The 12669-nt window shown below is 61.2% G+C and carries 12 protein-coding genes; 7 read left to right on the top strand and 5 right to left on the bottom strand.

Going from position 1 to position 12669, the window contains the following annotated elements; all coding sequences use genetic code 11:
- Window positions 1–3: 3 nt before the first annotated feature.
- A complete protein-coding gene (locus ODQ19_RS14160; RefSeq protein WP_330210374.1) occupies window positions 4–912 on the bottom strand; it encodes a LysR substrate-binding domain-containing protein in 909 nt (302 codons plus the stop codon).
- Window positions 913–1004: 92 nt separating this feature from the next.
- On the opposite strand from ODQ19_RS14160, the gene ODQ19_RS14155 reads away from it, so the two are divergent.
- Window positions 1005–1982 (top strand): DMT family transporter, encoded by a 978-nt coding sequence (locus tag ODQ19_RS14155; protein ID WP_330210373.1) that lies wholly within the window; start codon window positions 1005–1007, stop codon window positions 1980–1982.
- The gene (locus tag ODQ19_RS14150; protein WP_330210372.1) at window positions 1979–2824 is read left to right on the top strand and encodes an alpha/beta fold hydrolase; all 846 of its coding nucleotides are present in this window, start codon (window positions 1979–1981) and stop codon (window positions 2822–2824) included. The genes ODQ19_RS14155 and ODQ19_RS14150 overlap by 4 nt, the downstream gene beginning before the upstream one ends.
- Here ODQ19_RS14150 and ODQ19_RS14145 read toward each other — a convergent pair.
- Both ODQ19_RS14145 and ODQ19_RS14140 read right to left on the bottom strand, forming a co-directional pair.
- Entirely contained in the window at window positions 2811–4214 is a 1404-nt protein-coding gene (locus ODQ19_RS14145; protein WP_330210371.1) for an MFS transporter, read from the bottom strand. The two genes, ODQ19_RS14150 and ODQ19_RS14145, sit on opposite strands and share 14 nt — an antisense overlap.
- Before the next feature lie 143 nt (window positions 4215–4357).
- Window positions 4358–4888 (bottom strand): GNAT family N-acetyltransferase, encoded by a 531-nt coding sequence (locus ODQ19_RS14140; protein ID WP_116668643.1) that lies wholly within the window; start codon window positions 4886–4888, stop codon window positions 4358–4360.
- Between the two features lie 306 nt (window positions 4889–5194).
- On the opposite strand from ODQ19_RS14140, the gene proP reads away from it, so the two are divergent.
- Entirely contained in the window at window positions 5195–6697 is a 1503-nt protein-coding gene (gene proP, locus ODQ19_RS14135; RefSeq protein ID WP_003190871.1) for a glycine betaine/L-proline transporter ProP, read from the top strand.
- A 53-nt stretch (window positions 6698–6750) separates the two neighbouring features.
- Entirely contained in the window at window positions 6751–7257 is a 507-nt protein-coding gene (locus tag ODQ19_RS14130) for a GAF domain-containing protein (protein WP_330210370.1), read from the top strand.
- Here the strand turns inward: ODQ19_RS14130 and ODQ19_RS14125 are convergent.
- On the bottom strand, window positions 7232–8155 hold the full coding sequence (locus ODQ19_RS14125) for an AraC family transcriptional regulator (RefSeq protein WP_116668641.1): 924 nt from the start codon (window positions 8153–8155) through the stop codon (window positions 7232–7234). The genes ODQ19_RS14130 and ODQ19_RS14125 overlap by 26 nt on opposite strands.
- A gap of 163 nt (window positions 8156–8318) precedes the next feature.
- Here ODQ19_RS14125 and ODQ19_RS14120 point away from each other — a divergent pair, with 163 nt between their 5' ends.
- Together ODQ19_RS14120 and ODQ19_RS14115 are read left to right on the top strand one after the other, a co-directional pair.
- Entirely contained in the window at window positions 8319–9341 is a 1023-nt protein-coding gene (locus tag ODQ19_RS14120) for an alpha/beta hydrolase (protein WP_330210369.1), read from the top strand.
- On the top strand, window positions 9338–10528 hold the full coding sequence (locus tag ODQ19_RS14115) for an MFS transporter (protein ID WP_330210368.1): 1191 nt from the start codon (window positions 9338–9340) through the stop codon (window positions 10526–10528). Before ODQ19_RS14120 ends, ODQ19_RS14115 begins: the two co-directional genes overlap by 4 nt.
- Here the strand turns inward: ODQ19_RS14115 and ODQ19_RS14110 are convergent.
- Window positions 10521–11342, bottom strand: coding sequence for an AraC family transcriptional regulator (locus tag ODQ19_RS14110; protein WP_014718649.1), 822 nt, complete (start codon window positions 11340–11342; stop codon window positions 10521–10523). The two genes, ODQ19_RS14115 and ODQ19_RS14110, sit on opposite strands and share 8 nt — an antisense overlap.
- Before the next feature lie 102 nt (window positions 11343–11444).
- Between ODQ19_RS14110 and ODQ19_RS14105 the strand changes: the two genes are divergently transcribed.
- Window positions 11445–12656: an MFS transporter gene (locus ODQ19_RS14105; protein ID WP_003190861.1), complete on the top strand. Its 1212-nt coding sequence runs from the start codon at window positions 11445–11447 to the stop codon at window positions 12654–12656.
- Window positions 12657–12669: the final 13 nt, after the last annotated feature.

Raw genomic sequence — 12669 nt, 5'->3', positions numbered from 1 at the left:
CTGTCAGCCGTCACTCTGCAATTGTGCGTCAAGCCAGGCCAACAACGCCGTAACCTCCTCCCGACTGCCCGCCCCTTGCTGCCTGTAGACCGAAATAGCCTCGGGCAAAAACACGCTTTCAGCACAAGGCCGCACCAGCGCCCCACTCTCTATCAGCCTGCTTGCGGTACGACGCCAACCCATGGCGATACCGTGCCCTTCCACGGCGGCTTGCAACATCAGCGGGTAGCTGTCGAAGGTGGCACTGCGCACATCCCTGGCCAACGTGTGGCCGAACATCTGCAGCCACTCATCCCATTCCATCAAGTGCGGAGGCTCGGAGCTGTGGTGCAGAAATGTGCAGGGCTGTAATTCAGTCAGCGGTAACGGTTGTTCCGGGCAGAGGTAGCCGGGGCTGCACACCGGGAACACCTCGTCGGAGGCGGTGAACATCAGCGTATGGCTGCCACTGGCGCGCCGGGTACTTTGCAGGGCCACATCGAAATGCCCGTCGAACTGGGTGATCGGCCGCGTACAGGTCACCACCTGGATCTCGATCTGCGGGTATTGCTGGTGGAAGGTCGCCAGACGCGGCATCAACCAATAGAACGCCTCGCATAGCTGGCATAGCAGTACCACGCGATTGCGCTGCGGTGATGTTCTCAGGCTGACCGCGCCCTCACTGATGCTCTGCAAGGCCTGGCTGACCACCCGCCCCAGCTCACGCCCTTCTTGCGTCAGGAACACCCCACGGTTGCGCCGAGAAAACAGCTTGACCCCCAGGTTGTCTTCCAACCCGCGGATCTGCCGACTGACAGCCGCCTGGGTGATGTGCAACTCATCGGCCGCCTTGGAGAAACTCTCCAGGCGCGCCGCCGCTTCAAACGGCAACAAGCTGGCCAGAGGCGGTAAGGTTTTGCCAAGTGCATTCATAATCTGTGGTTATGCATCCAAGGCTGAAAACTCGTTTGTAGCACAGCCGCAGCGCTGGGCACCATGAATCTCTCACTTCATGGATCAGCCTGATGACCACCGCCCGCGCCTCACTCTTTACCGGTGTGACATTTGCCGTTGTCGCCACCCTGGGGTGGGCGCTGAACTTCATTGCGCCCTACGTCACGGGCGTCTACAGCCTCTACGACCTGATGGCCGTACGGTTCCTGATGGCCGGTGGGCTGGGCATCGTCTGGATGATGGTGTGCAGGGCGCAATTGAGTGCACTCAGCACCAGCCAGTGCCTGCTAGCCGCAGCACTGGGCGCGCTGGGTTGCCTCGGTTATGGCGTGTGCATTGCTGGCGGTGTGATGTTCGGCGGCCCGGTGCTGACGCCAGCGTTTGTCGGCATGGTCCCGGTGCTACTGGCGTTGATAGGCAACGCCAGTCACAAGACCCTGCACTGGCGCCAGTTGGTGATGCCATTGTCCTGCCTCACAGTGGGGCTGTTGCTGGCCACAGTCAGCAGCCTCCACCTGCCCGGCACCGGTTCCTGGCTGGCGGGGTTGTGTTTCTCTCTGGGCGCAGTGGCCTTGTGGCTGGGGTTCAGCGTCATCAATCAACAGCAACTGGCACGCCTGCCAGCCAGCGCAACTGGCCTGTGGACCGCCTTGATGCTAGTAGGCGCAGGAGGCGCGGCGCTGTGCCTGCTGCCGTGGATATACGCGCTGGGCTTGTTCCGGTTGCCGACCCTTGGTGCGGCGTGGAACCAGGCATGGCCGCTGTATGCCTGGAGCCTGGGCATCGCGGTGATGTCAACGGTGGTCGGCGCCTGGGCCTGGAACGCGGCAACGCAGCGCCTGCCCATGGTACTGAGTGGCCAATTGATTGCCCTGGAATCACTCTTCGCCAGCCTGCTCGGTCTAGGCTTTCACCGGCGCTGGCCGACGCCAATGGAAGCCGTGGGCCTGGCTGCCGTGCTCGTCGGCGTGGTCATGGCGGTTCGTATCCTCCTGGCGCAGGCAACACCCGCCACAACCCATCAGACCTTAGGGGAGATTCAACCATGACCCATTCAAACGACGCACTGGCACTGCCCCACACCTTTGACTTCCACACTCAAGCCGTGCGCTGGGGCCAGCTGGGTACCCAGGGGCCGGCGCTGGTGATGGTGCATGGCACGCCGTTCTCTTCCCATGTGTGGCGCCGTATCGCGCCCTTGTTTGCCCAGCAGTGCCGCGTGTTCTATTACGACCTGCTTGGCTACGGCCAGTCTGAACAGGCGCCGGGCCAGGACGTGTCTCTGGGCGTGCAAAACCTGTTGCTCGCCGCACTGCTACACCATTGGGGCCTGGAACGCCCCCACGTGCTGGCCCATGACTTTGGCGGCGCCACGGCGCTGCGTGCGCATCTGCTCGATGGCTGCGACTATGCCAGCCTGACCTTGATCGACCCCGTCGCCATGGCGCCCTGGGGTTCGCCGCTGGTGCAGCATGTGCGCCGCCATGAGCAGGCCTTCAGCGAAGCGCCGGCCTATATTCATCAGGCGATTGTGCGGGCCTATCTACAGGGCGCCGCCTTCACGCCGTTGCCTGCCGAGGTGCTGCACGCCTACGTCACGCCCTGGACAGACGAGATTGGCCAGCCCGCCTTCTATCGCCAGATTGCACAGATGGACCAGCGCTATACCGACACGATTGAAGACCGGCTCGCCGAACTGCGTTGCCCGGTGCAACTGCTCTGGGGCGAAGAAGACCAATGGATCAACGTGGCACAGGGCGACGCGCTCGCAGGTAGATTAGGTGCACGCTACCTGCGCGTCCCGCGTGCGGGGCATCTGGTGCAAGAGGACGCGCCCGAGGTCATCGTCGCTGCCTTGATGACCTTTCTAGCTAGCGTCACAGATCAGTGATTTCCTTGTGGCGCGGCACCAGCGTCTTCATCACGCTCCAGGCCACCAGGTAAGCCAGAGCGCAGATGGCAAACATGATCATGTAGCCGGTATGGATGTCGTTGATGGACTTGTAATAGTCGAACACCCAACCGCCGATCTTGGTCATGAGCACGCCGCCCAGGCCACCGGCCATGCCGCCAATGCCGACCACCGAAGCCACGGTTTTCTGCGGGAACATATCGGACACGGTGGTGAAAATGTTGCATGACCACGCCTGGTGTGCCGAAGCGCCCACACCGATCAGCAGCACCGGCACCCAGAAGCTGAGGTAACCCAGTGGCTGCGCCAGCAACACCACCAGCGGGAACAGTGCAATCACCAGCATGGCTTTCATGCGCCCGTCATAGGGGGCATCGCCGCGCGCCATGAAGTAGCTGGGGAACCAGCCGCCGCCAATACTGCCGACCATGGTCATGCTGTACAGCACCGCCAGCGGCATCACGATATCGGCGCCTTTCATGCCGTATTGGGCGGACAGGTAAGTCGGCAACCAGAACAGGAAAAACCACCAAACGCCGTCGGTCATGAACTTGCCGAAGGCAAACGCCCAGGTCTGGCGGTAGGTCAACAGTTTGAACCAGGAGACTTTCTTCCCTGCGGTGCCCGTCGGGGCCGGGGTAAACGGTTGTGCGGTCTGGTCGCTGCGGATGTAGGCCAGTTCCTCAGGTGACAGGCGTTTTTGCTGTTCCGGTTTTTCGTACACGGCGGCCCACACGGCTACCCAGACAAAACCCAGCATACCGATGACCATAAACGCCGCCTCCCAACCCCACAGGCCGGCAATCAGAGGCACACAGATCGGCGCCAGGATCGCACCGACGTTGGCGCCGGAATTGAAGATACCGGTGGCCAGGGAGCGTTCTTTCTTGGGGAAATATTCAGCAGTGGCCTTGATCGCGATGGGGAAGTTACCCGCTTCGCCAATCGCCAACACTGCCCGCGACAGCATGAAGCCGGCGATCGACACCGGGATCACCGCCAGGCCAATGGCACCACTGACGGCTGCGATACCCTCGCCCATCGGCACCGCAAACGCATGCATGATCGCGCCGGTGGACCAGATACCAATCGCCACCACGTAGGCGGCCTTGGTGCCGATCCTGTCGACGAAGCGCCCGGCAAACAGCATGGAAATGGCGTAGACGAACTGGAACACCGCCGCGATGTTGGCGTAATCGGTGTTGCTCCAGCCAAACTGCGTCGAGAGTTGCGGCGCCAACAGGCTCAGCACCTGGCGGTCGAGGTAATTGACCGTGGTCGCGAAAAACAGCATCGCGCAGATCGTCCAGCGATAGCTGCCGACCGCCTGGCCGACACGAAGGGCACTGATGGGCTCGTTCAGATTCATGGCATCACTTTTTATTTTTGTTAGATAGGACATATGTAACGTCATATGTCGTCGTACAACTATGAGTTTTATAGCGAGACGTACCCGGGGTGTCAATCGCAAAGATTGCCGCTTATCCAGGATTTACGTGAAATAGGAAAATGTCAGCTCTGCGCAGTTGTAGGATGACAAACCCTGAGCACCAGGCTGGGCGCTTGACCGGGGACATCATCGAGCAGGCCAAAGCGTTGCATGCCGAGTTTCTCAAGTACGCGGATCGACGCCGCATGATCGGGCCGTACCAGGCCGAAGACTTCCGGTAAAGACAGGGTGTCGAACGCCAGCGCCAGGGCATCCCGCCCCAGCTCAGTGGCATAGCCCTGCCCCCACGCCTCGACGGCCAGGCGATAGCCAAGGTTGATGCGCCGCTGCGTCAGATAGTTTAGTGGCGCAATGCCGCCAAACCCGATGATGTGTTCGGGGGCCTCTTTTCGGGCAATTGCCCACCAGCCGTAGCCGTGGGTGGTCCACTGTTGAATCCAGTGATCCAGTAGCCGTTGTGCCGCCTCGAGGTTGGGCAGCGGGCCGGCAGGATTGAACAGGTTGGTTTGGGGATCGCCGAAGATCGCGAACAATCGCTGAACGTCTGCGGCCCGTGGTTGGCGATAGGTGAGGCGCGAATGGCTGCTTGGCATATGAATGACTTCCCTGTTTTGCCTGACTGACAATGACAACCCCCTGTGGGAGCGGGCTTGCCCGCGAAAGCGGAGTGTCAGTCACTGAATCTTTGACTGAACCACCGCTTTCGCAGGCAAGCCAGCTCCCACATTTGATCTATTTTGCCGGTAGCCATGCATCGGCCTCCAGGACCAGGCATTTTTACCCCCGTGAGAAAAAATACACAAAGCGGTGAATTATTTCGTGTCCACTTGTATCTGAACTGACAGAGCGGTGCCATCGTAGCGATGGCACCTCCCCTGTTCAGCTTTTGAGTGGCCCGCATGAAACTACGTAAAAAACGCGTCAAACCCATCGGATTGAAAGACATCACCATTGTCGACGACAACAAGATGCGCAAGGCGATCACCGCTGCCGCACTTGGCAATGCCATGGAATGGTTCGACTTTGGCGTCTATGGCTTTGTCGCCTATGTGCTGGGCAAGGTGTTCTTCCCCGATGCCTCCCCCAGCGTGCAGATGATCGCTGCACTGGGCACCTTCTCCGTCCCCTTCCTGATTCGCCCGCTGGGCGGCCTGTTCTTCGGCGCACTGGGCGATAAGTACGGGCGGCAAAAAGTCCTGGCCGCCACCATCGTGATCATGTCCCTGAGCACGTTCGCCATCGGCTTGATCCCCGGCTATGCCTCCATTGGCATCTGGGCGCCGATACTGTTGCTGCTGTGCAAAATGGCCCAGGGTTTCTCGGTGGGCGGCGAGTACACCGGCGCGTCGATTTTCGTGGCTGAGTACGCCCCGGACCGCAAGCGCGGCTTCCTTGGCAGTTGGCTGGACTTCGGCTCCATCGCCGGTTTCGTCCTCGGCGCGGGTGTGGTGGTGTTGATCTCCACCGTGCTCGGTGAAGCAGAATTCGAGGCCTGGGGCTGGCGCCTGCCGTTCTTCCTCGCCCTCCCCCTGGGCATCATCGGCCTGTACCTGCGCCACGCGCTGGAAGAGACCCCGGCGTTTCAACAGCATGTCGACAAACTCGAACAGGGTGACCGCGAAGGCTTGAGCCACGGCCCTAAAGTCTCGTTCAAGGAAATCGCCACCAAGCACTGGCGTAGCCTGCTGACCTGCATCGGTATCGTCGCGGCCACCAACGTGACCTACTACATGCTGCTCACCTACATGCCGAGCTACCTGTCCCACAACCTGCACTATGCCGAAAACAGCGGCGTGCTGATCATCATCGCGATCATGGTCGGCATGTTGTTTGTGCAACCGTTCATTGGTTTTGTCAGCGACAAGATCGGCCGCAAGCCCTTCATCATCGCCGGCAGCATTGGCCTGCTGTTTCTGTCGATCCCGGCCTTCATGCTGATCACCAGCGGCAAGACCGGCCTGATTTTCGGCGGCCTGTTGATTCTGGCGGTGGTGCTGAACTTCTTCATCGGAGTGATGGCTTCGACCTTGCCGGCAATGTTCCCCACCCACCTGCGCTACAGCGCCCTGGCCAGCGCCTTCAACGTGTCGGTACTGATCGCCGGTGTTACGCCGACCGCCGTGGCCTGGCTGGTGGAGAGCACCAACAACCTGTATATGCCCGCCTATTACTTGATGGTGTTCGCAGTGGTTGGCCTGATCACGGGCCTGACCATGAAGGAAACCGCCAACAAGCCCCTGCGTGGCGCGGCCCCGGCAGCTTCCGACATGGAAGAAGCCAAGGAGCTGCTGCAGGAGCATCACGACAATATCGAGCAGAAAATCGAAGACATCGATGCCGAGATTGCCGCGCTGCAAACCAAGCGCGAAAACCTGGTACAGCAACACCCGCGCATCAACTAATAACCTGACTGTGCGTGGTCGCGGCCTGCGACCACGCCATTGGAGCGTTCAGCATGGTTTCAAGCGTCACCGCCGCACACAGGTTACTCAGCGCAGACGAGCGCGCCGCCATTGCCGAAATTGAAGCAACCACCAACATCCTCAAGCTGGTCACTCGTCTGACCGGGATGAGATTCGCCGGCATCGCCAAGTTCACCGACCAGGAATGGATAGTGTGTTCGGCCTACGACCCGCTGCAAATGGGCATCAACGTCGACGACGTACTCGACCTTGAAACCACCCTGTGCAGTGAGTTCTGCATCAACCCGCACACCCTGTTCATTCCCCAGATCAGCCAGAACGGCCGTTTCGCGTCACGCCCGGTGGTCAAGCAATACGCCATCGAAAGCTACGCCGGCGCACCGATCTTCCTGCCCGATGGCCGCCTGTTCGGGGCGCTGTGTGCGCTGGACTCACGGGCCATGCTGTTCGACGACCCGAACCTGCCGGAAACCCTGAGCCTGTTCGCACGGCTTATTGGCTGCATCTTCTACGCTAATCTGACCCCGGCGGATCACTGACACCCGCCCTGCCCCGCAGTGTTGCCATATCACGCTTGGGCGGCACCCCGAACAGCCGGCTGTACTCACGGCTGAATTGAGACGGGCTCTCATACCCGACTTTGAACGCGGCACTGGAGACATCCTGGTGCTCGTTCAACATCAATCGTCGTGCTTCATTCAGACGCAGCCATTTCTGGTATTGCAGCGGGCTCATCGCGGTCAGTTGCCGGAAGTGATGGTGAAAGGTCGCCGCGCTCATTTGCACCCGCGCTGCCAGTTCTTCCACACGCAAGGCCGCGTCGAAATTCAACTTCAACCAGTCGATGGCCTTGGCAATCCGATAGCCCTGCCCGTCCACCGAGCAGATCTGGCGCAGTCGGCCGGCCTGGTCGCTTTTCAATAGCCGGTAATGAATCTCGCGCTGGATCAATGGCGCGAGTACCGGAATCGCTTCGGGTTCATCCAGCAACGCCACCAGGCGCGCGAATGCGGCCAGCATGCCGTCGGTGACCGTGCCGATCCCCACGCCCTTCATGACCGCACGCTCACGCACCGGCGGCAAGCCACCCTGGGCGATCAGCTCGGCGAGCATGCGCAGGTCCAGCTTGAACGTCAGCCCCAGGCACGGCTGCTCGGGGCTGGCCGCCAGCACCTCGGAATTGGCCGGGATATCCAGCGATGTCACCAGGAACCGGGAAGTGTCGTAGGGGTAGCCCTCGCCGCCGACCCACAACTGCTTCTCGCCCTGGGCCACCAGCACGATGCACGGCTCGACCATGCACACCACCGGCGCAGCGGGTTGCTCACGCCGATAAAAGCCCAGGCCGGAGATCGGCATGGTGTAGTCGCCGGGCGACGGCGTGCGCGAACCAATCGAGTGGATCAGCGCGTTCAATGGGGTGGGAGTGGACGTCATGACAGACCCTTTCAATGCTTCATTGCACTTTACTCGCGCAAGCCACGGGCGTCGTCACCTGGCACTGAAACTCAGAGGATCAGGCAAGTAATCCACTCAAATGCACTACAGAAGCCCTGCCGTCACCCGGAAAATGTGCGGACACTTCACGAGGAACATCCCTATGAAACGCCTCTTGCTCGCTCTGGGCTTACTGGTGAGTTCTCTTTCTTCATTTGGAGCCGATATGTCTAACGGTGCGGATAACTTCTACAGCAGCGACACAGTGACGGCCGAGCCTGTCACCTTCAACAATCAATACGGCATGCAGGTCGCAGGCACGCTGTTCGTGCCCAAGCACCTTGCCCCAGGCTCAAAGCACGCAGCCCTTGTCGTCGGCCACCCGATGGGCGCCGTAAAAGAGCAAAGCGCCAACCTTTACGCCACCAAAATGGCTGAACAGGGTTTCGTGACCCTGTCCCTGGACCTGTCGTTCTGGGGCCAAAGCGCCGGCACACCACGCAACGCGGTGTTGCCCGACCTCTACGTGGAAGACTTCAGTGCCGCCGTGGACTTTCTCGGCACTCGCCCACAGGTCGACCGGGAACGCATCGGTGCCATCGGCATATGTGGCAGCGGCAGTTTTGTGATCAGTGCTGCGAAGATCGATCCGCGTCTGAGGGCAATCGCCACCGTCAGCATGTACGACATGGGCGCGGCCAACCGCAATGGCCTCAAGCACGGCATGACCTTGCAACAGCGCCAGCAGATTCTGCGCCAGGCCGCCAACCAGCGCTATGTTGAGTTCCAGGGCGGCGAGACCCTCTACACCGGTGGCACGCCGCAGAGCCTCACCGGCGACCCGGTCGGCGACGAGTTCTACGACTTCTACCGCACCCCGCGCGGCGAAGTCACCCCGGCGGGCGCCTCATCGCAAACCACCACCCGGCCGACGCTGACCAGCAACGTCAAGTTCATGAACTTCTACCCCTTCAACGATATCGAGACGATCTCGCCGCGCCCACTGCTGCTGATTACCGGAGCCAACGCGCACTCCCGTGAATTCAGTGAAGACGCCTATCAACGCGCCGCCGAGCCCAAGCAATTGCTGGTCATCCCCAACGCCGGCCATGTAGACCTGTACGACCGCGTCGAACTGATCCCGTTTGACACGCTCACCGCCTTCTTCCAGAGCCACTTGCAGTGAGGTCCGTTACCCCTCAATCGCAACGCTGGGGCGCGGTGCTGGCGATGTCGCTCGCGGCGTTTGCGTTGGTCGCCTCCGAGTTCATGCCGGTCAGCCTGCTGACCCCGCTGGCCGCTGACTTGCACATCACTGAAGGCCAGGCTGGCCAGGGTATTTCCGTGTCCGGGGTGTTTGCCCTGCTCACCAGCCTGGTCATCGCGGCGGTTGCCGCGCGGATGGATCGCAAGCGCCTGCTGATGGCCTTGACCCTGCTGATGATCGTCTCTGGCAGCGTGGTGGCGTTCGCACCGAATTACGGGGTGTTCATGTTCGGGCGCGCGTTGATTGGGGTGGCGATTGGCGGCTTCTGGTCACTGTCGGCGGCCACGGCAATGCGCCTGGTCGAGCCCGCCCAAGTGCCAAGGGCCTTGGCCATCGTCAACGGTGGCAACGCCCTGGCGACAGTGATCGCGGCGCCGCTGGGCAGCTTTCTCGGCGGCCTGATTGGCTGGCGCGGCGCATTTTTTTGCGTGGTGCCGGTGGCCGTGAGTGCGCTGGCCTGGCTGTGTCTGAGCTTGCCGGCGCTCAAGCACAGCGGCACGGCGGCCACCGGCAATGCGCTGCGCCTGCTGAAAAACCCCAAGGTGGCCTTGGGCATGTGCGCTGTCAGCCTGTTCTTCATGGGCCAGTTCATGCTGTTCACTTACCTGCGGCCGTTCCTGGAAGGCGTGACCCGGGTCGAGGTGTCCACCCTGTCGCTGATGCTGCTGGTGCTCGGCCTGGCCGGTCTGGCGGGTACGGTGTTGATTGAGCATTTGCTCAAGCGTCACCTGTACCCGACGCTGATTGCCATCCCGCTGATCATGGCAGGCATCGCCTTTGCGCTGGTGGAGTTCGGCGATTCAGCGATTGTCACCACCGTGCTGTTGGGCTGTTGGGGCCTGGTAGCGACAGCCGCACCGGTTGGCTGGTGGACATGGCTGGCACGCACCTTGCCCGACGACGCTGAGGCCGGCGGGGGGTTGATGGTCGCCATCATCCAGTTGGCGATTGCCGCCGGCGCCACCGTCGGTGGTGTGGCATTCGACTTGAGCGGTTATCAGGCCACCTTCGAGCTGAGCGCCGCCTTGCTGGTAGTCGCCACGCTGCTGGCTTACCTGGCATCCCGGCGCCCTGCTCACGCGCCCATGGCAAGCGGCACTACTTGAAAAAATGACTCGGCGTTTTGCCAAACTGTTTCTTGAACATGCTGGTAAAAGCGCTGGGGCTTTCGTAGCCCAATTCAAACGCCACATCGATGATCTTCTCCCCCACCGCAATGCGCTCCAGCGCCAGCAGCAACCGCGCCTGCTGGCGCCATTGGCCGAAGGTCATGCCGGTTTCCTTGCGGAACAGGCGCTGGATGGTGGTTTGGTCCAATCCCAACCGCGCACTCCAGTCGGCGACGGTGGAGGCGTCACTGGGTTCATCCTGCAACGCCAGGCAGATCGGGCTCAGACGCGGGTCGGCAGGCTGGGGCAGCGACAGCGGCAAGGCCGGGAGAATAGCCAGTTCGTCAAGAATCAGGTGCATGATCCGCGCGTCGCGTGAATCCTCGGCATACGGCGGCTTCAAGCTCACCGAGGCCTTGATCAGTTCACTCAGCAACGGCGAGACCGTCACGGTCTTGGGCTCGGCCGGCAGGTTGGGGAAGCTGTCCGGGCGCACGAACACGCTGCGCATCTTCAGCGTACCCACGCAGCGCAGTGAGTGAACTTGACCGCAAGGCATCCAAAAGCCACGATTGGGCGGCACCGTCCATTGCCTCAGGGCCGAGTACACCACCATCACACCGCCAATGGCGTACAGCAGTTGGTGCTTGTTGTGGCTGTGTTCGGGGATCACCCAGTTTTCGGGGTAATCGGTGGCCGAGCTGATGACGGCCCAGTCGCCCTCATCGATTTCTCGCAGAAATTTATCCAGTGATTTGATCATTTCGCCCTTTTTGCGATGGTTTCTGCCCGAATTGCGCGAGACAGGCATTGACGCCGAATCTAGCATAAACGCCGAGTCCAGATGGAGTGGCGGTTCACATCACCGTCGCCCGCCTCCACGCCTGTCAGCTGCCTTGTACGGAATGCCCGCATGTCCACAGTCACAGCGTCACCCGCCGCACCTTCGACCAGCCCGCAAGTAAGCCCCTTAGTCATGCGCGTCCTGGGCGCCTGTGCCCTGGCGCACCTGATCAATGACTTGATCCAGGCTGTGCTGCCATCGATCTACCCGATGCTCAAGGCCAACTACGGCCTGAGCTTCACCCAGGTCGGCCTGATCACCCTGACCTTCCAGTTGACCGCCTCCCTGCTGCAACCGTGGATCGGCTACCACACCGACCGCCATCCCAAACCCTGGTTATTGCCGGCGGGCATGGTGTGTACCTTGATCGGCATCTTGATGCTGGCCTTTGTCGGCAACTTCCCGGCGATATTGCTCGCGGCGGCGCTGGTGGGTGTGGGCTCATCGACCTTCCACCCAGAAACCTCCCGCGTCGCACGCCTGGCTTCCGGCGGGCGCTACGGCCTGGCGCAATCGACCTTCCAGGTCGGCGGCAACACCGGCAGCGCTTTCGGCCCGCTGCTGGCGGCGGCGATCATCATTCCCTACGGCCAAAGCCACATTGCCTGGTTCGGCCTGTTTGCGGTGTTCGCCATCCTGGTGCTGTACGGCTTGAGCCGCTGGTACCGCCACCACCTCAACCTGTTCAAGCTCAAGCAAGGCAGCCAGGCGACCCACGGTTTGTCCAAAGGCCGCGTGACCTTCGCCCTGGTGGTATTAGCCGTGCTGGTGTTTTCCAAATACTGGTACATGACCAGCCTGACCAGTTACTTCACGTTCTACCTGATCGAAAAATTCCAGCTGTCGGTAGCCAGCTCCCAGATGTACCTGTTCCTGTTCCTCGGCGCAGTGGCCGTGGGCACCTTTGCCGGTGGCCCGATCGGCGACAAGATCGGCCGCAAAAAAGTCATCTGGTTCTCTATCCTCGGCGCCGCGCCATTCACCCTGGCCCTGCCCTACGTCGACCTGTTCTGGACCGCCGTACTCAGCGTGGTCATTGGCTTTATCATCGCCTCGGCGTTCTCCGCCATCGTGGTGTTTGCCCAGGAACTGGTGCCAGGCAATGTGGGCATGATCGCCGGGATATTCTTCGGCCTGATGTTCGGCTTCAGCGGGATTGGCGCGGCGCTGCTCGGGATGCTCGCTGACCATCACGGCATCGAGTACGTGTACAAGCTGTGCTCGTTCCTGCCGCTGGTGGGTATCCTCACGGTACTGTTGCCGTCGACCAAAGGCGTTTGATCGTAAGCCGTCA

This window comes from Pseudomonas sp. AM4(2022) (genome assembly GCF_036346515.1).
Taxonomy (GTDB): domain Bacteria; phylum Pseudomonadota; class Gammaproteobacteria; order Pseudomonadales; family Pseudomonadaceae; genus Aquipseudomonas; species Aquipseudomonas paracarnis.
The sequence above is the reverse complement of the archived record's forward strand: the minus strand, read 5'-3'. Positions and strand labels throughout refer to the sequence as shown.